17 protein-coding genes and 1 tRNA gene are annotated in these 21,099 nt (G+C 71.3%); 9 read left to right on the top strand and 9 right to left on the bottom strand.

The annotated features are described in order from the left end of the window. Window positions 1-140: 140 nt before the first annotated feature. From AB0K37_RS12820 to AB0K37_RS12830, 3 genes are all read left to right on the top strand, one after another. Window positions 141-2,552: a M4 family metallopeptidase gene (locus AB0K37_RS12820; protein WP_363979138.1), complete on the top strand. Its 2,412-nt coding sequence runs from the start codon at window positions 141-143 to the stop codon at window positions 2,550-2,552. Between the two features lie 72 nt (window positions 2,553-2,624). Then, window positions 2,625-4,145, top strand: coding sequence for a M28 family peptidase (locus tag AB0K37_RS12825; RefSeq protein WP_363979141.1), 1,521 nt, complete (start codon window positions 2,625-2,627; stop codon window positions 4,143-4,145). Between the two features lie 526 nt (window positions 4,146-4,671). Further along, entirely contained in the window at window positions 4,672-4,884 is a 213-nt protein-coding gene (locus AB0K37_RS12830) for a DUF2277 domain-containing protein (RefSeq protein ID WP_363979144.1), read from the top strand. On the opposite strand, the gene AB0K37_RS12835 is transcribed toward AB0K37_RS12830, so the two are convergent. Together AB0K37_RS12835 and AB0K37_RS12840 are read right to left on the bottom strand one after the other, a co-directional pair. Next, complete coding sequence (locus tag AB0K37_RS12835) at window positions 4,881-5,903, bottom strand: aspartate-semialdehyde dehydrogenase (protein WP_363979147.1); 1,023 nt, start codon at window positions 5,901-5,903, stop codon at window positions 4,881-4,883. The two genes, AB0K37_RS12830 and AB0K37_RS12835, sit on opposite strands and share 4 nt — an antisense overlap. Before the next feature lie 97 nt (window positions 5,904-6,000). Beyond that, window positions 6,001-7,152, bottom strand: a complete 1,152-nt coding sequence (locus AB0K37_RS12840) for an acyl-CoA dehydrogenase family protein (protein ID WP_363979150.1) — start codon at window positions 7,150-7,152, stop codon at window positions 6,001-6,003. A 138-nt stretch (window positions 7,153-7,290) separates the two neighbouring features. On the opposite strand from AB0K37_RS12840, the gene AB0K37_RS12845 reads away from it, so the two are divergent. After that, window positions 7,291-7,617, top strand: coding sequence for a PspC domain-containing protein (locus tag AB0K37_RS12845; protein WP_363979152.1), 327 nt, complete (start codon window positions 7,291-7,293; stop codon window positions 7,615-7,617). Here AB0K37_RS12845 and AB0K37_RS12850 read toward each other — a convergent pair. Together AB0K37_RS12850 and AB0K37_RS12855 are read right to left on the bottom strand one after the other, a co-directional pair. After that, a complete protein-coding gene (locus AB0K37_RS12850; RefSeq protein ID WP_363979156.1) occupies window positions 7,614-8,942 on the bottom strand; it encodes an MFS transporter in 1,329 nt (442 codons plus the stop codon). The genes AB0K37_RS12845 and AB0K37_RS12850 overlap by 4 nt on opposite strands. Before the next feature lie 95 nt (window positions 8,943-9,037). Next, window positions 9,038-9,379, bottom strand: a complete 342-nt coding sequence (locus tag AB0K37_RS12855; protein ID WP_345185163.1) for a metallopeptidase family protein — start codon at window positions 9,377-9,379, stop codon at window positions 9,038-9,040. 32 nt (window positions 9,380-9,411) lie between these two features. On the opposite strand from AB0K37_RS12855, the gene AB0K37_RS12860 reads away from it, so the two are divergent. Both AB0K37_RS12860 and AB0K37_RS12865 read left to right on the top strand, forming a co-directional pair. Beyond that, entirely contained in the window at window positions 9,412-11,079 is a 1,668-nt protein-coding gene (locus AB0K37_RS12860; RefSeq protein ID WP_363979159.1) for a metallophosphoesterase, read from the top strand. Between the two features lie 71 nt (window positions 11,080-11,150). Further along, window positions 11,151-11,223, top strand: a tRNA-Glu gene (locus AB0K37_RS12865). A 161-nt stretch (window positions 11,224-11,384) separates the two neighbouring features. Here the strand turns inward: AB0K37_RS12865 and AB0K37_RS12870 are convergent. The 5 genes from AB0K37_RS12870 to AB0K37_RS12890 form a co-directional block, all read right to left on the bottom strand. Next, a complete protein-coding gene (locus AB0K37_RS12870; protein ID WP_363979162.1) occupies window positions 11,385-12,605 on the bottom strand; it encodes a cytochrome P450 in 1,221 nt (406 codons plus the stop codon). A gap of 276 nt (window positions 12,606-12,881) precedes the next feature. Next, window positions 12,882-13,493 carry an ATP/GTP-binding protein gene (locus AB0K37_RS12875; RefSeq protein WP_363979165.1) on the bottom strand — a complete coding sequence of 204 codons (612 nt, stop codon included), beginning with the start codon at window positions 13,491-13,493 and terminating at the stop codon, window positions 12,882-12,884. Next, a complete protein-coding gene (locus AB0K37_RS12880; protein WP_363979168.1) occupies window positions 13,474-13,842 on the bottom strand; it encodes a DUF742 domain-containing protein in 369 nt (122 codons plus the stop codon). Before AB0K37_RS12880 ends, AB0K37_RS12875 begins: the two co-directional genes overlap by 20 nt. A gap of 6 nt (window positions 13,843-13,848) precedes the next feature. Next, window positions 13,849-14,265 carry a roadblock/LC7 domain-containing protein gene (locus AB0K37_RS12885; protein WP_363979171.1) on the bottom strand — a complete coding sequence of 139 codons (417 nt, stop codon included), beginning with the start codon at window positions 14,263-14,265 and terminating at the stop codon, window positions 13,849-13,851. Beyond that, a complete protein-coding gene (locus AB0K37_RS12890) occupies window positions 14,262-16,607 on the bottom strand; it encodes a nitrate- and nitrite sensing domain-containing protein (protein ID WP_363979174.1) in 2,346 nt (781 codons plus the stop codon). The genes AB0K37_RS12885 and AB0K37_RS12890 overlap by 4 nt, the downstream gene beginning before the upstream one ends. Window positions 16,608-16,895: 288 nt before the next feature. Here AB0K37_RS12890 and AB0K37_RS12895 point away from each other — a divergent pair, with 288 nt between their 5' ends. The 3 genes from AB0K37_RS12895 (at window position 16,896) to AB0K37_RS12905 (ending at window position 20,544) form a co-directional block, all read left to right on the top strand. Continuing rightward, window positions 16,896-17,309 carry a roadblock/LC7 domain-containing protein gene (locus AB0K37_RS12895; RefSeq protein WP_363979177.1) on the top strand — a complete coding sequence of 138 codons (414 nt, stop codon included), beginning with the start codon at window positions 16,896-16,898 and terminating at the stop codon, window positions 17,307-17,309. A gap of 574 nt (window positions 17,310-17,883) precedes the next feature. Further along, window positions 17,884-18,807 carry a hypothetical protein gene (locus AB0K37_RS12900; RefSeq protein ID WP_363979180.1) on the top strand — a complete coding sequence of 308 codons (924 nt, stop codon included), beginning with the start codon at window positions 17,884-17,886 and terminating at the stop codon, window positions 18,805-18,807. A 225-nt stretch (window positions 18,808-19,032) separates the two neighbouring features. Beyond that, window positions 19,033-20,544 carry an RtcB family protein gene (locus AB0K37_RS12905; protein ID WP_363979183.1) on the top strand — a complete coding sequence of 504 codons (1,512 nt, stop codon included), beginning with the start codon at window positions 19,033-19,035 and terminating at the stop codon, window positions 20,542-20,544. Window positions 20,545-21,099: the final 555 nt, after the last annotated feature.

Raw genomic sequence — 21,099 nt, forward strand, 5'->3', positions numbered from 1 at the left:
GTGCACTTCGGGTCAGCTCATCCGGATGAGTCCCCCATCCAAACCCCCCGCCGGGCGGGCGGCGGTTCATGGAGCGCTCTTACAAGGGCCTCCGCGTGCCCACCCCCTCCGCCCGCCCGGCACGTGGAAGGAGCACCCCCGTGAGACACCAGACCGCGATCGGGGCGGCGGCGTTGTCCGTCGGCCTCGCCGTGGCGATGTCCTCGCCCGCCTCAGGTGCGACACCCCGCACCGCCCCCGCGGCCCCGGCCAAGCCGGACCCCCGCACCGTCGCCGCCGCCTCGGCCGACCGCCTGGTCGCGGCGAAGCCCGCCGCGTTCAAGAAGGCCCCCAAGGACAGGATCGTCCGGCGCGGGGTCACCTCGGGCCTGCGCGGCCTCCAGTACGTGGCCTACGAGCGCACCTACGACGGCCTGCCCGTCTACGGCGGCGACTTCGTCGTCACCACCAACGCGAGCGGCGGCGTGCTGAGCACCTCCGTCGACCAGACCCGCACGCTCGACGTGTCGACCAAGGCCTCGGTCGGCGCGGCGCAGGCCGCCAAGGCCTCGCGCGCCCGCGTGTCCAAGGTCGAGACCGCCTCCACGCCCCGCCTGATGGTGCTCGCCGAAGGCTCGGGACGGCTCGTCTACGAGACCGTCGTCAGCGGCACCCAGAAGAAGGCCCCGACGAAGCTGCACGTGTTCGTCGACGCCAAGACCGGCAAGGTCGTCAAGACCTACGACGAGGTCCGGGACGCGGCCGACGACCGCAGCTACTACCACGGCACCGTGGACCTCAGCACCGCCGCCACGTCCATGACCGACCCGCAGCGCTCCGGCATCCGGTGCGGCGGCCAGAACGGCTCCGCCTACACCGGCACCGACAGCGCCTGGGGCAGCGGCAGCGGCACGGACCTGGAGACCGCCTGCGTCGACGCCCTCTACGCGGTCCAGAAGGAATGGGACATGCTGGGCTCCTGGCTCGGCCGCAACGGCATCAACGGCAGCGGCGGCGGCTTCCCGCTCCGCGTCGGCCTGAACGACGTCAACGCCTACTGGAACGGCAGCTACACCAACTTCGGCCACAACCAGGCCGGCACCAAGCAGGCCACCTCCGTCGACGTCGTCGGCCACGAGAACGGCCACGCCGTCTTCACCACCACGCCCGGCGGCGACAGCGGCGGCAACGGGAACGAGAAGGGGGGCATGAACGAGTCGGCCGGCGACATCTTCGGCGCGCTGACCGAGCACTACATGAACGAGCCCTCCACCTACGACCCGCCGGACTACCTGGTCGGCGAGGAGGTCGACCTGGTCGGCCAGGGCCCGATCCGCAACATGTACAACCCCTCGGCGCTGGGCGACCCCAACTGCTACTCCTCCTCGATCCCGAACACCGAGGTGCACGCGGCGGCCGGCCCGCAGAACCACTGGTTCTACCTGCTGGCCGAGGGCTCGAACCCCACCAACGGCAACCCGACCAGCCCGACCTGCAACAACTCCACCGTCACCGGCATCGGCATCCAGAAGGCCGGCCAGATCTTCATGGGCGGCCTGAACCGCAAGGTGACGAGCTGGAGCCACGCCCGCGCCCGCGTCGAGACGATCAACGCGGCGCTGCAGCTGTTCCCCGGCTCGGCCACCGAGTGCAACGCGGTGAAGGCGGCGTGGAGCGCGATCAACGTCCCCGCGCAGAGCGGCGAGGCGGCCTGCGGCACCCAGCAGAACGACTTCTCGGTCACGCTGAGCCCCGGCTCGGGCAGCGCCCAGGCGGGCGGGACGGCGACCGCCACGGTCGCCACCCAGACCACGGGCGGCACCGCCCAGCAGATCTCGCTGTCGGCGACGAGCAGCCCGTCCGGCCCGACCGCCACGTTCTCCCCGTCCACGATCACCTCGGGGCAGTCGTCCACGATGACCGTCACCGTCCCGGCCGGGACCGCTGACGGCACCTACCGGCTGACCGTGCTCGCCGACGGCGCGTCCGTCGACCGCACGGCCACCTACACGCTGACCGTCGGGCAGGGCCAGCCCGGCTCCGTCTACTCCGACGACTTCGAGTCCGGGACGGGCTGGACGACCAACCCGAACGGCACCGACACCGCCACCGCGGGCCGCTGGGAGCGGGGCACCCCGCAGCCGACCAGCTACTCCGGCACCAACCTGCAGCTCGCCGCCGCGGGCGGCAGCGGCGCCCTCGTGACGGGCGCGGCCGCCGGAACCGACGCCGGAACCTACGACCTCGACGGCGGCGTCAGCAGCGTCCAGTCCCCGGCGATCAGCCTGCCGAGCGGCACCCTGTCGCTGAAGTTCTCCTGGAACTTCGCCTACCTCAACAACAGCTCGACCGACGACTACCTGCGCGTCCGCGTCGTCGGCGCGAACGGGTCGAGCACCGTGCTGAACCAGAGCGGCGCCGCGGCCAACAAGGCCGGTGCATGGCAGACGGCGACGTACGACCTGTCCGCCTACGCCGGCCAGTCCGTCCGCATCCTCGTCGAAGCGGCCGACAACGGAACCGGCAGCCTCGTCGAGGCCGGCATCGACAACGTCACCATCACCAAGGCCTGACCGCCCCCCGCCCGCGGCCCGTGACGGGGCCCGCTCCCCCGTCGCGGGTCGCGCCCCTACCTGGAGGAACGCATGAGATCGCGCATGATCGCGACCTTGGGCGCGGCGGCCCTCGCGGCGTCGGCCCTGCTCGCCCCGTCCGGCGCCGCGGCCGCGCCCGCCACACTGGCCGCCCCCGACATCTCGCTCGCCAACGTCAAGGCGCACCTGTCCCAGCTGCAGAGCATCGCCACCGCCAACGGCGGCAACCGCGCCCACGGCCGCCCCGGCTTCCGCGCCTCGATCGACTACGTGAAGGGCAAGCTGGACGCCGCCGGCTACCAGACCAGCGTCCAGTCGTTCACCTACAACGGCTCCACCGGCTACAACCTCATCGCCGACTGGCCGGGCGGCGACACGAACAACGTCCTGATGACCGGCGCGCACCTCGACAGCGTCACCGCCGGGCCCGGCATCAACGACAACGGCTCCGGCTCGGCCGCCAACCTGGAGATCGCCCTCACCATCGCCCGCGAGAAGTACGCGCCCAAGCGGCACCTGCGGTTCGGCTGGTGGGGCGCCGAGGAGCTCGGCCTCGTCGGCTCCACCAACTACGTCAACAACCTCGCCTCCACCGAGCGGTCGAAGATCAAGAGCTATCTGAACTTCGACATGGTCGGCTCCCCCAACCCGGGCTACTTCGCCTACGACGGCGACGGCTCCAGCGGCAGCGGCGGCCCCGCCGGATCGGCCGAGATCGAGCAGACGCTGCGCGCCTACTTCCAGTCGATCAACGTGCCCGTCCAGGACACCGCGTTCGACGGGCGCTCCGACTACGGGCCGTTCATCCGGTACGGGATCGCCGCCGGAGGCCTGTTCACCGGGGCCGAGGGACGCAAGACGACGCAGCAGGCGCAGCTGTGGGGCGGCCAGGCCGGCGTCGCGTTCGACCGCTGCTACCACTCGTCCTGCGACACCTCGTCCAACATCGACGACACCGCGCTCGACCGCAACTCCGACGCCATCGCCCACGCGGTCTGGACGCTCGGCGGCGACGGAGGCACCACGGAACCGCCCGGCGACACCGTCTTCACCGACGACCTCGAATCGGGCACCGGCTGGACCGCGAACCCGAACGGCACCGACACCGCCACCGCGGGCCGCTGGGAGCGGGGCACCCCGCAGCCGACCAGCTACTCCGGCACCAACCTGCAGCTCGCCGCCGCGGGCGGCAGCGGCGCCCTCGTGACGGGCGCGGCCGCCGGAACCGACGCCGGAACCTACGACCTCGACGGCGGCACCACCACCGTCCAGTCGCCCGCGATCGCGCTGCCGGCCGGCTCGAAGACGCTGTCGTTCTCCTGGTACCTCGCCCACCTGAACAACAGCTCCACCGACGACTACCTGCGGGTGCGGGTCGTCGGACCGAACGGCTCCACGACCGTCCTCGACCAGGCCGGAGCGGCGGCCAACCGCGCCGGCTCCTGGCAGACGCGGACCGCGGACGTCTCCGCCTACGCCGGCCAGACCGTCCGCATCGTCGCCGAAGCCGCCGACAACGGAACCGGCAGCCTCGTCGAGGCCGGCCTGGACAACATCAAGATCACCAAGTAACCGCTGGCCGGGGGCCGGTTTCAGAGTTTCCCACGGCCCCCGTTCACACCATTGAAAATCCAGTGGCGGATGGATTCGTTGACACCGGCCCACCCGCCGCGATCCACTCGTGAACAGCCCGGCCCCACCCCCAGGGCCGTTCACCGGCGACCGCACGGGACGATCTCGGCCCGCCCCGTGCACCGGCAGGAAGACGGGGCCCGCCCCCCGCCCAAACGCCCCTCCTGGCCCCAGCCAGGAGGGGCGTTTTTGTGCTTATCGCAGTGCCCTCCTCCTTCGGGCCTGACGGCCCTCCATCGTCGGGGACTGCGGGCGATCGCTGCATCGCTCCGTCTCGCCTTGCGGCTCTCTGCGCGATCAGATTCTTGCTTCGCTCGAACCTGCCTTCGGACGCGATCGCAACCATTGAGGTTGTCGCGGGGTCGCGGCGGTGGCTGAGGTCAGCCCGACCCACCTGGTCTACTTCTGCGGACCAGGGCGCTTCGGCACTGTGCGGGTTGTCGGTGGGGCGGGGCAGACTGGAGGCATGTGCCGCAGTATCAAGACGCTTCGACCGCCTTACTCCGACGACGTCACCGATGAGGACGTGCGGGCGGCGGCGCTCCAGTACGTGCGGAAGATCTCCGGGTTCCGGGCGCCCGCCTCGCATAACGCGGAGGCGTTCGACCGGGCCGTGGAGGAGATCGCGCGGAGCACCGCCGCCCTTCTCGACACCCTGGAGGTGCGGGGGCGCCGTTAGCTCTCGGCGGCGACCAGTTCGGCGATCTGGACGGTGTTGAGGGCAGCGCCCTTGCGCAGGTTGTCGCCGGAGCAGAACAGGGCGAGGCCGTTCTCGACGGTCTCGTCGCGGCGGATGCGGCCCACGTAGGTGGGGTCCTGGCCGGCGGCCTGGAGCGGCGTCGGGACGTCCGAGAGGGCGACGCCGGGCGCGCCCGCCAGCAGCTCGCTGGCGCGCTCGGGGCTGATCGGGCGCTCGAAGCGGGCGTTGACCTGCAGGGAGTGGCCGGTGAAGACGGGGACGCGCACGCAGGTGCCCGACACCTTCAGGTCCGGAAGCTCAAGGATCTTGCGGCTCTCGTTGCGGAGCTTCTGCTCCTCGTCGGTCTCGGCGAGGCCGTCGTCGACGATCGAGCCCGCCATGGGGAGCACGTTGAACGCGATCGGGCGCACGTAGACCGACGGCTCGGGGAACTCCACGGCCGTCCCGGAGTGGGTCAGCCGGTCGGCGGTCTGGACGGTCTTGGCCGCCTGGTCGTGCAGCTCGGCCACGCCGGCGAGGCCGCTGCCGGAGACGGCCTGGTAGGTGGAGACGACGAGGGCGGTCAGCCCGGCCTCGGCGTGCAGGGGGCGCAGCACCGGCATCGCGGCCATCGTGGTGCAGTTCGGGTTGGCGATGATGCCCTTCGGGCGCTGCCTCGCGGCGTGCGGGTTGACCTCCGCGACGACCAGCGGGACGTCCGGGTCCATCCGCCAGCCCGAGGAGTTGTCGATCACGACGGCTCCGGCGGCGGCGACCTTCGGCGCCAGCTCCTTGGACGTGGTCTTGCCCGCGGAGAACAGCACGATGTCGAGCCCGGTGTAGTCGGCGGCCGCCGCGTCCTCGACGGTGACCTCGGCGCCGTTCCACGGGAGCCTGCGGCCCGCGGAACGCGCGGAGGCGAAGAGCCGCAGCTCGTCGACCGGAAATCCTCGTTCGGCCAGGATCTCGAGCATCTTGGCCCCGACCTGTCCGGTGGCCCCGACGATGCCGACTCTCATGCCGCTCCCTCGTGTAGATCGCTTGACCGGGCGAGTCTGCCCAGGTCCGATACAGGACGTCCAGTGATTAACCCTACGCGGAGGGGTCGAGCAATGCTTAACGGAAGGCGTCCAGCCCGGTGACGGCCTTCCCCAGGGTCAGCAGGTGGACCTCCTGGGTGCCCTCGTAGGTCAGGACGCTCTCCAGGTTGTTCATGTGCCGGATCACCGGGTATTCGAGCGTGATCCCGTTGGCGCCGAGGACGGTGCGGGCCTCCCGGGCGACGTCCAGCGCGGCGCGGACGTTGGCGAGCTTGCCGAACGAGACCTGCTGCGGGGTCACGTTCCCCTCGTCCTTCAACCGCCCGATGTGCAGGGCGACGAGGCCCGCCTGGCCGAGGGCGACCTCCATCCAGGCGAGCTTCTCCTGCGTGAGCTGGAACGACCCGATCGGCTTGCCGAACTGCTCGCGGGTCTTGGCGTAGTCGACGGCGGCCTCGTAGCAGGATCGCCCGGCCCCGACCGCACCCCACAGGATCCCGTACCGGGCCTCCGAGAGGCAGCCGAGCGGGCCCTTCAGGCCCTTCACTCCGGGCAGCATCGCCGACTCCGGCAGGCGCACGCCGTCCAGCACCAGCTCGGAGGTGACCGATGCCCGCAGCGACAGCTTCCGGTGGATGTCGCTCGTGGTGAACCCCGGGGTGTCCTTGGGGACGAGGAAGCCGCGGATCCCGTCGTCGGTGCGCGCCCACACCACCGCGACGTCGGCGATCGAACCGTTGGTGATCCACATCTTGGCGCCGTCCAGCACCCAGTCGGCGCCGTCCCGGGCGGCGCGGGTGAGCATGTCGCCGGGGTCGGAGCCGCGGTCGGGCTCGGTCAGCCCGAAGCAGCCGATCGCCTCCCCCGCGGCCATCCTCGGCAGCCACTCGTTCTTCTGGTCCTCCGACCCGTACTTGTGGATCGCCGCCATCGCCAGCGAGCCCTGGACGGACACGAAGCTGCGCAGCCCCGAGTCGGCCGCCTCCAGCTCCCGGCACGCCACCCCGTAGGCGACGGCGCTCGTCCCGGCGCAGCCGTAGCCCTCCAGGTGCATGCCGAGCAGGCCCAGCTTGCCCAGCTCGGGGGCCAGCTCGCGCGCGGGGAACGTCCCGTCCTCGAACCAGGCCGCCAGGTGCGGCGCCACCTTCTCCGCCACGAAGGCGCGCACGGTGTCGCGGACCATCCGCTCCTCGCCGGTGAGCCGGTCGTCTACGCGCAGCACGTCCATGCGGGATCTCCTCCGTCCGGGGCCGTCCGCGACGAGGGTACGTCGGAGGCCCGACCCTGACCGGGCAGGGGTGCGATCAGGGATGAATCAGGGCGAATCCGGATGTCAGAGTTACCTTTCGCTGGGCATGATCGAGGCATGGACATGGACAAGACCACGGGCACCACCCCGAGCAAGCAGCTCCGCCGCACGCACGAGGGACGCATGATCGCCGGGGTGTGCTCCGGCGCGGGCCGGTTCCTCGGCGTCGACCCCAACATGCTCCGGCTCGGCCTGGCCATCTTCACGATCTTCGGCGGCGCCGGCATCGCGCTCTACGCGATCGCGTGGCTGCTCATCCCCGAGGAGGGCGCGCAGAAGTCGGTCGCCGAGGACCTGTTCAAGAAGGCCGGTGACTCGCCGACCGTCCAGGACGCGGTGCGGAAGACGAAGGACGCGGTCAACAAGAACCGCACCCACGCCTAGGACGCCGGGATGCCGGACAGCTCGTCGCCGCCCCCGGCGGAGGGGGTGACGACGACGGGTTCGACGTGCTCGCGCGTCCCGGCGATGACCCCGCCGCGGACCTGGTTCCAGCCCAGGGTGAGGATCGCGGCGGCCGACAGGCCGAGGACGCCGGCGAGCGCCACCACCGTCTCCGGCCCCAGCACCTGGGCGGCGGCGCCGCCGACGAGGATGCCGACGCCCTGACCGGCGAGGATGCCGGACTGGGCGAGCCCGAACGCCTGCCCCCGTCCCGACGCCGGCACCGCCCCCACGAAGGCGGTGTTGGCGGCGAGCTGGTACGCGCCGCCGACGCCCGACAGCGCCCACAGCACGACGACGCACCACAGCGGCGGATGCGCGCCCGCGCCGATCAGCGGCAGGCACGCCAGCATCGACATCCATCCCATGACATGGAGCCGGCTCGCCGGACGGACGAACCGGCTGAACAGCAGCGAACCCACCACCATCCCCGCCGGCATCGCCGCCAGCAGCAGCCCGGCCGTCACCGCGCCGCCCCCGAACGTCGCCGCGTACGGGACCGCCAGGCCCTCGGGGATCACGTAGAACGCGCACAGCCACGCGAACAGCACCAGCGACCGCAGCACCGGATCGCCGAACACCAGCCGCACGCCGTCGCGCGTCCCGCGCCACAGCCCGAGCGACTGGCGCTCCCTGCTCCGCTGCGCGGGCCGCCGCCGCAGCCCGCCGATCAGCACGACGGCGGACGCGCCGAACGTCAGCGCGTCCAGCCCGAGGGCCTCGTAGGTCCCGACGACGGCGACGGCCGCGCCGCCCAGGAGGAAGCCCAGGACCTGCGTGATCTGCTGGGTGACGCTCGCGATCGCCGAGCCCGCCACATACCGGTCGCCCTCCAGCACGTCCGGCATGACCGCGGCGCGGGCGGCGGAGAACGGCGTCCCCAGGAGCACCGTCAGGAACACCAGCCCCGCGAGCCCCGCGACCGGCATCGGCACGAGCGCCATCACCGCCACCAGCCCGGCCCGCAGGACGTCGCAGACGACCATGACCGTCCGGCGCGGGAACAGGTCGGCGAGGCCGGACAGCACCGGCCCGCCCACGATCGGCGGGATGTAGGTCAGCGCGTACATCAGCGCCGTGAGCAGCGTCGACTGGGTGTGGTCGTACACGAGCACGGCCAGCGCGACCTGCGCGAGCTGGTCGCCGACGAACGACAGGGCCTGCGCGAGCCAGAGAGCGCGGAACTCGCCCACCGCGAACACCTCGCGGTAGGTCGCCTGCTCATCCGGCGGACGACGATGCCGGCCGGTCTGCCTTCCCGCCACGCACGCTCCAGTTCAGCCCGCCCGGTGCCGGGCGCCCTCCCCTATTAACTCACGCTGCGTGGCAGTCGCGTGACCTACAGTGCGCATTTCCCTGATCAATATCCGAGTTCGTGCAGTCGCTCGTCGCTGATCCCGAAGTGGTGCGCGATCTCGTGTACGACTGTTATCCGGACTTCTTCCACCACGTCCTCCGCGGTGTCGCAGATCCGGAGGATCTCGTGACGGTAGATCGAAATGTGATCGGGCAGGACGGCCCCGTACCAGTCGCCCCGCTCGGTGAGGGGGATGCCCTGGTACAGGCCGAGCAGGCCGCGCTCGGGCGCGTCGTCCTCCACGACGATGACGACATTGCGCATGTGGGCGGTCAGCTCGGGCGGCACACTGTCGAGAGCCTCCGCCACGAGGTCCTCGAACGCCTCTCGCGACAACTCCATCACACTGGTCATTCTGCTCGACAGAAGGGGAACACGTGCCCAAGGTCCGCGCCGCGTCGACCCAGGCTCTCGCCGCCGTACGCGCACAGGCCGCGCGCGCCCGCGCCGCCTGCTCGCCCGTCACCCGCCGCGCCCGGCCCGTCCTCACCAGCCGCTGGACGCGGTTCTCCCTCGTCGTCATCGTCGGCCTCGCCGGAGGCTACCTCGGCCTCCTCGCCGGCGGCAGCTACGTCACCCCCGTCGGCCCGGCGGACGTCCAGCTCACCCTGCACCCGTCCCTGCACGGCGGGACGACCCTGAAGCTGCCCCCGCTCGGCTCCCTCCGTCTCGACACCCACGGGGGCCCGGTCTCCCTGGAGGCCCGCCTCACCGACCTGCGCCCCGACCAGGCCAAGAAGCTGATCGAGGACGACACCGAGGTCGACCGCCTCACCGACCAGATCGCCGGCCAGCTCCGCCACGGGCTCGCCGAACTCCTCCTGCGCGCCGTCCTCATCGGCCTGGCCACGAGCTTCGTCGCGTCCCTCGCCCTCTTCCGCTCCTGGCGGCGCGCCCTGCTCGGCCTGGGCTCCGCCGCCGCCGGCCTCGTCGCCGTCACCCTCATCACCTGGGGGACGTTCAACCCCCAGTCCATCGCCGAGCCCCGCTACACCGGCCTGCTCGCCAACGCCCCCCAGGTCGTCGGCGACGCCCGCAGCATCGTCGAGCGCTTCTCCGCCTACCGCGCCCAGCTCGCCCGCCTCGTCGGCAACATCTCCGAGCTGTACGCCACCACGTCCACCCTCCCCACCTACGAGCCCGACCCCTCCACCATCCGCGTCCTGCACGTCTCCGACATCCACCTCAACCCCGCCGCCTGGAACGTGATCAAGTCCGTCAGCACGCAGTTCAAGGTCGACGTCGTCGTCGACAGCGGCGACCTGATGGACCACGGCAGCAAGCCCGAGGACAAGTTCGCCGACGAGATCTCCGACCTGAAGGTCCCCTACGTCTACGTCCGCGGCAACCACGACTCCAAGGAGACCCAGAAGGCCGTCGGGCGGAAGAAGAACGCCATCGTCCTGGACGGCGAGACCCGCGAGGTCGCGGGCCTGCGCGTCTACGGCCTCGGCGACCCCCGCTTCACCCCCGACAAGAGCACCCGCGACGACTACGTCGGCGCCGACCAGCTCCGCGCCGAGGGCCTCAGGCACGCCGACGAGCTCCGCAGGGCGGGCAAGCTCCCCGACCTCGTCGTCACCCACGACCCCACCGAGGGCGAAGGCTTCTCCGGCGTCGCCCCCATGGTCCTCGCGGGCCACACCCACACCCGCTCGACCAAGCTCCTGCCCACCGGCACCCGCCTGTTCGTCCAGGGCTCCACCGGCGGCGCCGGCCTGCGCGGCCTCGAACACGAGGAGCCCACCCCCATCGAGCTGTCCGTCCTCTACTTCAGCCGCGCCAGCCACCGCCTCCAGGGCTGGGACGACCTCCGCCTCGGCGGCCTCGGCCTCACGTCCGCCCAGATCGAACGCCACCTCGAACCGGCCCCGGACCGCCCCGTCACGCCCCAGCCCCCGGCCGCGTCCCCGCCCGCGTCCCCGACGTCCCCGTTCCCCTCGGAGTTCCCGTCCGACTGGCCGTCCCGCACCCCGTCCCCGACCGTCAGCCCGTCCCGCCCGTCCCCGACCGCCACCCCGTCTCGCACCACCTCCCCGAGGTAACCGTTTGCACGCCGCCCCGCCACGTCCTCTAGACTTGGCGAGTCGAGTGGCGACCATGTCCGCCACCACGGGCCCCCTTCGTCTAGCGGCCTAGGACGCCGCCCTTTCAAGGCGGTAGCGCCGGTTCGAATCCGGTAGGGGGTACACGACAGAAAGGCGCAGGTCGGCGTTGCCGGCGGCCTGCGCGAGGGTGTTTCGCCCGATCTCCACCCGACTTTGGCGCGTCAGCGAGGTGCTGGCGGGCCGGTGGAGCGTGTCCGCAGGGGGCCGGCCCGGCGGACGGAGCCGCCGGGCCGAGGGGCGCGTCAGGAGTTCGGGGTCCCGAGGGTGACGGGAAGGGAAAGCGGTCCGACGGTGAAGAAGGACGGGGAGTAGGGGATTTCGCCGGGGTCGATGGCCAGGGCGAGGTCGGGGAGTCGCCGGTACAGCGTGGCGAGCGCCAGCCGCCCCTCCAGGCGGGCCAGCGACGCTCCGATGCAGTACCGGGGGCCGTGGCCGAAGCCGAGGCGTGAGTTCTGTTCCCGGGTGATGTCGAACTGGTCCGCGGTCTCACCGTACTCGGCCGGGTCGAGGCCGCTCGCCTGGTAGACGACGCCGACCGCCTGGCCCTTGGGGATGGGCACCCCGGCGATCGTCACGTCCTCCGCGGTGAAGCGGAAGCTGGTCATCATGACCGAGTGGCGGTAGCGCAGGGTCTCCTCGACCACGTCGTCCCAGCGGTCCCCGGCCTTGGCCAGTTCGAGCTGGTCGGGGTTCTGGGACAGCGCGATGACGGCGTGCCCGAGCAGGTGGACGGTGGTCTCGTGGCCGGCGACCAGCATCAGCCACAGCACGCCGACCAGCTCGTCGGTGGTGAGCTTGTCGCCCTCGTCGCTGGCCTGCACCAGGCCGGTGGTGAGGTCGTCGCCGGGAGTCCGGCGCTTGGTCTCCACCAGCTGGTGCAGGTAGGCCTGAAGGGCGTTCTGCGTCGCGAACGCCTCCTCCGGAGGCGTGGTGTGCGCCAGCAGCGCGGCGGTCCAGTCACGCATCTTGGAACGGTCCTCGGCGGGAACGCCGAAGAGCTCGCAGATCACCCACATCGGCAGCGCCTCGGTGAAGGCTGGAACCAGGTCCACACCGTCGCCGGCGGCCGTCACGTCGTCGAGCAGGGCGTCGACGATCTGCTGGACGCGCGGCTCCAGCGCCTTCACCCGCGCGGGCGTGAACGCCTTGCCGACCAGGCCGCGCAGCCGCCGGTGGTCGGCGCCGTCCTTGGTGGACAGGTGACCGCCCTCGACGATGGCGCGCAGCGGCCAGTCCTCGGGGATCGACCCGTCGTGCAACGCGGGCCAGTGCTCCGGCTCCCGCAGAAAGGTCCGGTTGTCCCCGGCGAGGATCTCCCGGACGGCTTCATGGGTCAGCGCCAGATAGGCGGGCACGCCGCCGGGGAACTCCACCTCGACCACGGGAGCGATCTCCCGCAGCCGGACGCAGGTGTCGAGGGGGGCTTCGTTAGCGGCGGGGAAGGAGGGCAGGGAGGTTGTCATTCGATCCATTTCAGCTGAGGAAGCGGGCTGTGGCATGCGACGTCATCGGTGTTTGTCCTGATCACCTCAAGCTCGGACGAGGGGGATCTGAGTGGGGTGCGCTGTGCCGATCCCCGAGGGGGCGGGCGCGATCGGCGGCGCGGGCAGGGGTCATCGCATCCGGTCGTCTTCGCGCCGGGTGGCAGCCGGCTCCCTGCGCGACCGGCACGGCGTCGAAGCTCGGGTGAGGCCGGCGGCGAAGCCGCGGACGCGCCGCGGTCCGCCGCGCGGGCGGCCTCAGCGCCGGGACACGGTCCTGGTGAGGACGTGCTGGACCATGGTGATCAGCACCATCTTGGCCGACTCCCGGCTCCGCACGTCGCACAGCACCAGCGGCACGTCCTCGTCCAGGTCCAGCGCGATCCGCACGTCCTCGGGGTCCTTGCGCTCGGCGCCCTCGAAGCAGTTCACCGCGACCATGAAAGGGGTGCCGCGGTCCTCGAAGTAGTCGACGGCGCCGAAGCAGTCGGCGAGGCGGCGCACGTCGGCGAGCACCACCGCGCCGACGGCGCCCAGCACCAGTTCGTCCCACATGAACCAGAACCTCTGCTGGCCCGGCGTGCCGAACAGGTAGAGCACCAGGTCGTCCGGAAGCGTGATCCGGCCGAAGTCCATGGCCACGGTGGTGCTGGTCTTGCCGTCCACGCCCGCCGTGTCGTCGACGCCGACGCTCCGGTCGGTGAGGAGCTCCTCGGTGCGCAGCGGGCGGATCTCGCTGATCGACCCCACCATGGTCGTCTTGCCGACCCCGAACCCGCCGGCGATGAGGATCTTCGCGGCGGTCAGCTGGCCGCCGCCGGCGGACGCGACGGGGTCGTGGACGGCGGTGTCAGAGTGCACGTAGTCCATTCAGCAGCTTCCTTAGTACGAGCTCGTCCGGGACATCGCCGGTGGGAGTCGGTTTCAGCACCCTGAGCACATTCTCGTCGCGCAGGTCGTCGACCAGGACCCGCACGACGCCGACGGGCAGGTCGATCTCGGACGCCAGGTCGGCGAAGGTGATCGGCCGCCGGCAGATCGCCAGCAGCCTGCGGTGCTCAGGGTCGAGCCGCGCCCGCCGGGAGACCGGCACACCGGTCGCCTCCAGCACGGAGATCAAGTCGAGGCTGTCGTCGCGCAGCCGCGTCCGGCCCCGCGTCACCGTGTAGGGGCGGACGACGGGTCCCGCGTCCGCGTCGAGCCATCGGTCACTGCTCACCGGGTCTCACCTAACACTCGCCCCCGACAGCCGGGGGATGACCGGCGGCCGCTCGGCGAGTCCTTCGGCGAGCTCGGTCATCGCGTACACGACCGCGCCCGCGTCGGCGTCCGGGGAGCTCAGCACGGCGAGGCACGCGTGCTCCCCCGCCGACACCATGAACACCAGCATCGAGTCCATCTCGATGACGCTCTGCAGCAGCTCACCGCCGTCGAACCGCCGGCACGCGCCGCGGGCGAGGCCCTGCACGCCCGCCACCAGCGCGGCCAGATGCTCGGAGTCCTCCCGGCCGAGGCCGGAGGAGCAGGCGACGACCAGCCCGTCCCTGGACAGCAGGACCGCACCGCCCACCAGTTCGGTTCCGTCGACCAGGCGGTCGAGAAGCCGGCGCACGGCCTCGGCCGTGATCGGTGGTTCCATCATCGTTCACCCTCGTCGTTCGGTCCGGCGGACGGCGCCGACGGCGGTTCGGCCCGCCCCCGCCGCCACCCGCTCTGCATCGAGGCCATGACCGAGCGGGCCCGCTCCGGCGAGCGCGCTTCCTGTCCGGAGGGCTTCTTCTCCTCCTGGGCGGGCGACGCGTCGTCGAGCAGCTGCGCGGGCAGGTTCGCGCGGCGTACGCGACGCGGCATTCCCGCGTGGGTGCTCGCGGTGGTGGACGCCGTCTGCACGGGCCTCTCCGCGGGCGGCACGGCCGGGCCGGGCGGCTCGGGCGGCGGTCGCATGCCGAGCGGGTCGTGGTCGCCGCGGAGCTCTGCCGCGCCGACGCGGTGCCGTCCAACGGAGTCCATCGCATACTCCCGCGTGTCGCGGCCGATGATGTCCTGGTGGGGGGAGCCCGCCGGCGGCGCGGTCTCGTGCGGAGCGCCACCGGTCGGGACGGCCGCGGGGGCGGGGGCCGCACCGGTGCCGGCGTCCTCCGCGCGGGCGGTCCGGTCCGCCGACACGACCAGGGAGTGCGGCAGGAGCACGACGGTCTTGAGGCCGCCGTAGGAGTTCGGCTCCAGCGCCACCTTGATCCCGTGCCGGTGCGCGAGGGTCCCGACGACGAACAGCCCGAGCTGGTCGCCGTTGCTCAGGTCGAACTCGGGCTCGCGGCTGAGCTGCTCGTTGACGGCCGCCAGCTTCTCCGGGCTCATGCCGAGGCCGCGGTCCTGGATCTCCACCACGAACCCCTGGCCGACCAGCCCGGCGTCGACCTCGACCGGCGTGTTGGGCGGCGACAGGACGGTCGAGTTCTCGATCAGCTCGGCCAGCAGGTGGATCACGTCGGCGACGGCCGAGCCGACGATGGCCTCCTCCGCCGTGCTGACCACCTCGACGCGGGCGTAGTCCTCGATCTCGCCGATGGCGCCGCGCAGCACGTCCACGATGCCGACCGGGTGGCGCCAGCCGCGCCCGGGCGCGGCGCCGGACAGGATGATCAGGCCCTCGGCGTGCCGGCGCATGCGGGTGGTGAGGTGGTCGATGGCGAACAGATCGGCCAGCGCGTCCGGGTCGGAGGCCTTGCGCTCCAGCGTGTCCAGCATCGCCAGCTGGCGGTGCAGCAGCGACTGGTTGCGCCTGGCCAGGTTCTGGAACACCTGGTTGACCGCGGCGCGCAGCTCGGCCTGGCCGACGGCGGCCTCGACGGCGGTGCGCTGGACGGACGAGAACGCGGCCGTGACGTTGAACACCTCGGCCGTCTTGCCGCCCTCCAGCGGCGGAGCCTCCGCCGCCACGTCGACCTCGTCCCCGCGGCTCAGCCGCCGCACGATGTCGGGCAGCCGCTCCTCGGCCAGGGAGCGCGCGGTGTTCTGCAGGCCGAGCAGGTCGCGGCTGATGCGGCGGCCGAACCGGAGCATGAGAAGCGCGGTCAGCACGATCGCCGCCAGGCCGACGGCGCCGATGAGGGCGAGGCGCGTCAGGGTCTCGTCGGAGGTCTTCTTGGCGTCGGCGGCGCCCAGTGCCCGGGACTTCCCGAGGGCGCCGTCCACCGCACCGATGGAGGTCCCCGCGGCGGCCTTCCAGCCGTCCGGGCTGATCCGCAGCTTCGCCCCGGGGCGGGTCGCCAGGATGCCGTCCTCCACCGCGGTGAAGGACGTCACGGCGGGCGACGACAGCGCCTGCCGGAAGGGGGCGGCGGTGGCCGGCTTGAGCTGGGAGAGGCTCGAGTCCTCCAGGTAGCGCCGTTCGTACACCAGCTTGCTGATCGCGCTGTGCTCGCCGGGGGTCATCCGGCCCCCGTCGCTGATCACGCCGCCCACCAGCGCCACCTCGCGGCCGAGCAACTCGATGGAGCGCGACATGTTGGCCAGGTGGTACGACTGCTGGAGGCCGTCGCCGGCGACCAGCACGTTGACGTACTGGAAGTGGGCTTCGAGGACGTCGTTGTAGGCGTCGAACGCCTCCAGCCGCGTCAGGCTGCGGGAGTCGACCCGGCTCCGGAGACCGTTGATCCGGTTGAGCTTCCCCATCAGCACCGAGAGCCGCTGCTTCATCGGGCCGGTCAGGGTGGCCTGGAACTCATCGGAGCGCACGGCCTTGTTCATCTGGACGATCGTGCCGTCCATCTTCTTGCGGACGGCGTCCATCGACGTGCGCGGCAGGACGTTGTGGCGGTTCAGCCAGACCACCGACTCCTGCCGCTCCTGGGCGAGGGTGACCAGCAACGGCTGCGCGGCGCCGCCGTAGATCTCGTTGGTGGTGTCGAGGTTGCGCTGGTTGATGGCTTCGGACGCGGTACTCTGCGCCGCGAAGGCCCACAACGTGACCAGCGAGATCATCGGGATGATGATCAAGCCGAAGAGCGAGAAGCGGATCGAGCGCCTGCGGCGCGAGCCCCTCACCGGGCAGAGCAGCCGAGGCCGGCGTGGACATGGTCGATGAACTCGAACATGGTGTGTCGTCTCCCAGGCTTGGTGATGTCCGGACGGCCGAATCTCGTGTCACCGTAGCCACAAACTTGATCATATGTCCGGAAATTTGTGGATCTTGCCGACGGGTCGATGGGAGCATGGGGGCCGGCGTTCGATGACCCGGACTCCACCATGTCTCGGAAAAGAGGAACAAACGTGGCGCCGCTTCGAGACCAATCGGCCGACCGGCTGGACTGGCTGATCGACGGGCTCGTCAAACGCGTGCCCCAGGTCACCAGAGCGGTGGTGCAGTCGGCCGACGGGATCCTCATGGGAGCGTCCGCCGGCCTGAGCCAGGAGGACGCCGAGTACCTGTCCGCGCTGGCCGCCGGCCTGCAGAGCCTGGCGCAGGGCGCGCGAAGCCAGTTCGACGCGGGCGAGGTGCACCAGACGATCATCGAGATGCGCAACGCGTTCCTGTTCGTCACCGCGGCGGGCGAGGGCGCCTCGCTGACCGTGCTCAGCGACGCCACCGCCGACCCGGCGCAGATCAGCTACGAGATGGCCCTCCTCGTCGGACGGGTCGGCGAGCACCTCGCGTCCCGCCCCCGGGACCACGCCGGCTCCTGATCCGGCCCCACCCACCCGCAGCGCGCGCGAGCGGACCTCCACCGGCCGCGGGACGTGCTCGCGGGCGCTCGGCCGTGCGGCGGGCGGCCCGGTGACCGCACGGTGCAGTAGGTGATCGATTTCCCGCGGCGCGCCGATGACGTGCGCCTTCCGAATTCCACCGCCCTTTCAGATCGGCGTTGAGGACCCCTCCGGCGATCCCCTGAACCGGCCGCGGAGCACCGGGACCCGTCTACCCGGGCGGAGTTCGCCCGGCCCCTGACGGCGCGCGGCGGAGCGGCGGCTCCGCGACCTCTCGGGCGGAAATGGTTTCCGTTTTCCCTGCCACTCGCCTGATAAGATCGCCACGCGATCAAAAACTGAAAAAGCCGTTCCGGCTCTTCAGTCGTCCGTGAAAGCGGGCGCACGAAGGGCCGGGGCCGATGCCTCCGGGATCCCTTTGTGCGCCCCAACAAACAAAGGGGTTCCCGTGGAAGAGAAAAGTTGGCGCCCGCGAAATTTTCTCGCAGGCGTCCGCAGATATCTGAGGACGCTGGCAAGCGATCTGCGGGCTGCGGACAAAAGAGTGCTCGCGATGGTCATGACCGCGAACGCGGCGGGCGTCGCCAACGGCTTCGTCCTGGCGCTCACGGGCGTGACCAAGAGTGTCGGGCCGATGACGGCAGCCTGCGTCTCCGTCTTCGTCGGAATACCGATCATGTGGGTGTTCTTCAGACCGTCGCTGCGAAGCCGCTGGTCCGTATGGATGCCGTCCCTCCTCCTCGGCGTCAGCCTGGGGGTGAACAACATGGCCTACCAGAACGGCTTGCGGTGGGTTCAGTTGCAACTCCTCCAGCCGCTCTCATTCCTGTTCAGCGCTATCTTCCTGGTCGGCCCCAAGGTCGTGCGGGATGCCAGGAACGGGAGATACTCGACCGCCATGTGGCCGATTCTGGCCGGGCTCGGCATCTGGGTCCTGGCCGCCGACACTGCCGGCGGCACGGGCGGGAGAGCCTTCACCGACGTGATACCGCAGATCCAGGTGCTGGGCCTGCTCGTTCCGGACTGGGGACTGGGACTGGGAATCCTGTTCCTCACCGCGGCCACCTACGCCTACTACAGCAGGAAGATGGAGGTGCTCGGCACGGATGTCCGAGGGAAGATCAACACTCTCGCCGGCATCCCCGCCTTCGTCGTCCTCGGGTTGGGCGCGCTGGCGTTCGAGAGCGACTGGGCCGGCATCACGGATGGCTACTGGCTGTATCTGCTGATCTGCGCGTGCAGCGGGATGTTCCTCACGCTGCTCAACGGAGTCGTCATGGTGAAGGCCTACGGCAGAGGGCTTCTCGCGTCCACGACCGTGATGCTCTCCCCGCTGCGCACCCTCCTCGGGACCTTCCTGGGGATGGTCGCGGCGCACACCGCCCCCGGCCCGCTGGGGCTGGCGGCGATCGGCCTGATCCTCGTCGCCTCCTGCGGGGCGGCGGTGATCCAGAGTCGCAAGGAAGGCTCTGAATGACCCGGCGGCGGGGAGGCTCTGCCTCCCCGCCGTTCGCGTGCCGCCAGGGGCGCCCCCGGGCTAATCCGGTTGGCCGGGCCGCCGGGCCCGGCTAGTGTTCGTCCCACCTCGCGGCTGCTGAACCTCGGGGAGTCCATCGCCAACGGAGCGATGTCCCGTGCGTCCGCTCTGGACGACCACGTCTGAGACCCATGCCCGAAATCCAGCAGCCACCAAGGAAAGCCCATGACCGCGTCCCCTCAGGACTCCCGCCTCGTCCGCACCGACGACGGCTGGCTCCGTCTCCCCAACCGGTGGGACGTCCCCGTCGACATCTGCGCCGGCGCCGACGTGCCGATAGAGCCCAGCGCGATCGAGGAGATCCTCACCGTGCTCGAAACCGCCGACACCCTGGCGCGGCTCGCCGACGCGACCGGCCACCCCGGCGCGGGCATCGACCGCGTCGCGCTCACCCCGGACCTGCACAAGGGCGCCGGGATCCCGATCGGCACCGTGCTGCGGACCAGCGGTGCGCTGATCCCGCAGGCGGTCGGCAACGACATCAACTGCGGCATGCGGCTGGAGACGACCTCGCTCACCGTCGACCAGGTCCGTCCCCGGCTGGACGCGCTGGAAGGGCGCCTGCGGCACCTGTTCTTCGAGGGCGGCCGGCGGATCGCGCTGTCGGGGCTCCAGCGGGAGGCCCTGCTGCGCGACGGACTGCCCGGCCTCCTCGCGGCACCGGGAAATCACGCGAGCGGCATCTGGTCGCAGTACCGGCCCGAGGACGGGCGGCCGGGCCGGATCCACGGCGAGCGGTACCCGACCACGACCGCCGAGCCGTTCCGCGACTGGATCGACAGTGCGGGCGGGACCAGCTACGACAGCATCATCGGCAGCGTCGGCGGCGGCAACCACTTCGCCGAACTGCAGTACGTCGCGTCGGTCCACGACCGGCGGGCCGCCTACGCCTGGGGTTTCGAGCCCGGGCAGGTCGTGATGATGGTGCACAGCGGCTCGCTGTCGCTGGGGCACCAGGCGAACGCCGACGGGCTGGAGCGGGCGAGGAAGGCGTGGCCCGCGTCCGTCCCGCTGCCGGACAACAAGATCCTTCCCATCCTTCTCGGCGAGCGGAACGAGGCCGCGCTGGGGCGCTATCTCGACGCGTTCGGCAACGCCGCCAACTTCGCGGTCGGCAACCGGTTCTTCCTCTCGCTCATGCTGCGCCAGGGCCTCGCCGCGGAGTGCGGCCCCCTCACCGGCGACCTGGTCTACGACGCCCCGCACAACCTGCTGTGGCGGCACGACGACGGGTCGGTCGTGCACCGCAAGGGCGCGACGCCCGCGGGCGGGTACGCCGAGATGGCGGGCGGACCGTACGCGATGTGGGGCGAGCCGGTCATCGTGCCCGGGTCGATGGGGGCGGCCAGCTACGTGCTGCGGGGGCACGGCGACCCGCGGACGCTGGCCAGCGCGTGCCACGGCGCCGGCCGCCGCGTTCCGCGCGGTGCGGCGTCCCGGGCCGGCGACGCCGAACTCGACGCGTTCCTCACCGGGTTCCGTGTGGTCACGCCCCTCGACCACCGCGACCCCGCGGTCACCCGCCGCGCGGACGTCATGGCCGCCTGGCGGCGCGACCTCAAGCAGGAGGCGCCGTGGGTGTACAAGGACATCGGCCCGGTCGTCTCCAGCCTCGAACGGGCCGGCGTCGCGGACCCGGTGGTCGAGCTGCGGCCGCTACTGACCGTCAAGGGATGACCCGCGGGCGGGCCCGGCCATCCTGGCGGCGGATGCCGGTCCCGCTCCTTTCCCCAGGCCACCTGCCCCTTTCACGCAGGCCGCCCACCCTTTCCCACAGGCCGCCCGTCCCTTTCACGCCGGCCGCCTTCATCGGAATAGTTGAAGGATCAGCCTTGATACGCCATCGGCGAATTGGAGCTTAGACGGCCGGTTAATCGACCGTCCGAAAAGCGTCGAAGCGCCGCTCCATACGCGCGACCTCCCCGTTCGCCGTCAACCCGTAGCCGCCCGGCGGTCAAGGGGTTGAAATCCACGGGAAGTTAGGTCAAGATCACCCAGATGCTCCCGCCGCGGGCCGCGGTTTATGTCGAACCGCGCCCGCCGTATGACGCTTGTGTGTGACCACCTGCAGCCATCGGCAACTGGGAGGCGCCCGAGTGAATGGGTCTGACCTGCGAACGGACGGATTACGACCTCGAATTGAGCAATCGCCCTCCGCCTCCGGCGCGGGCGTACGGCAGACATCAGATCTGCTGCAGACCTCGCCCTATCTGACATTCGTCCGCCCCGGCG

The organism is Actinomadura sp. NPDC049753 (genome assembly GCF_040674655.1).
GTDB lineage: Bacteria > Actinomycetota > Actinomycetes > Streptosporangiales > Streptosporangiaceae > Spirillospora > Spirillospora verrucosospora.

Bases quoted from the DNA above. Each gene is read 5' to 3' on its own strand.
- AB0K37_RS12905 (WP_363979183.1), top strand. From the start codon at position 19,033: ATGACCGCGTCCCCTCAGGACTCCCGCCTCGTCCGCACCGACGACGGC.
- AB0K37_RS12830 (WP_363979144.1), top strand. From the start codon at position 4,672: ATGTGCCGCAGTATCAAGACGCTTCGACCGCCTTACTCCGACGACGTC.
- AB0K37_RS12840 (WP_363979150.1), bottom strand. From the start codon at position 7,152: ATGGACGTGCTGCGCGTAGACGACCGGCTCACCGGCGAGGAGCGGATG.
- AB0K37_RS12875 (WP_363979165.1), bottom strand. From the start codon at position 13,493: ATGGACTACGTGCACTCTGACACCGCCGTCCACGACCCCGTCGCGTCC.
- AB0K37_RS12835 (WP_363979147.1), bottom strand. From the start codon at position 5,903: ATGAGAGTCGGCATCGTCGGGGCCACCGGACAGGTCGGGGCCAAGATG.
- AB0K37_RS12870 (WP_363979162.1), bottom strand. From the start codon at position 12,605: ATGACAACCTCCCTGCCCTCCTTCCCCGCCGCTAACGAAGCCCCCCTC.
- AB0K37_RS12885 (WP_363979171.1), bottom strand. From the start codon at position 14,265: ATGATGGAACCACCGATCACGGCCGAGGCCGTGCGCCGGCTTCTCGAC.
- AB0K37_RS12900 (WP_363979180.1), top strand. From the start codon at position 17,884: ATGGTCATGACCGCGAACGCGGCGGGCGTCGCCAACGGCTTCGTCCTG.
- AB0K37_RS12845 (WP_363979152.1), top strand. From the start codon at position 7,291: ATGGACATGGACAAGACCACGGGCACCACCCCGAGCAAGCAGCTCCGC.
- AB0K37_RS12890 (WP_363979174.1), bottom strand. From the start codon at position 16,607: ATGATCTCGCTGGTCACGTTGTGGGCCTTCGCGGCGCAGAGTACCGCG.
- AB0K37_RS12825 (WP_363979141.1), top strand. From the start codon at position 2,625: ATGAGATCGCGCATGATCGCGACCTTGGGCGCGGCGGCCCTCGCGGCG.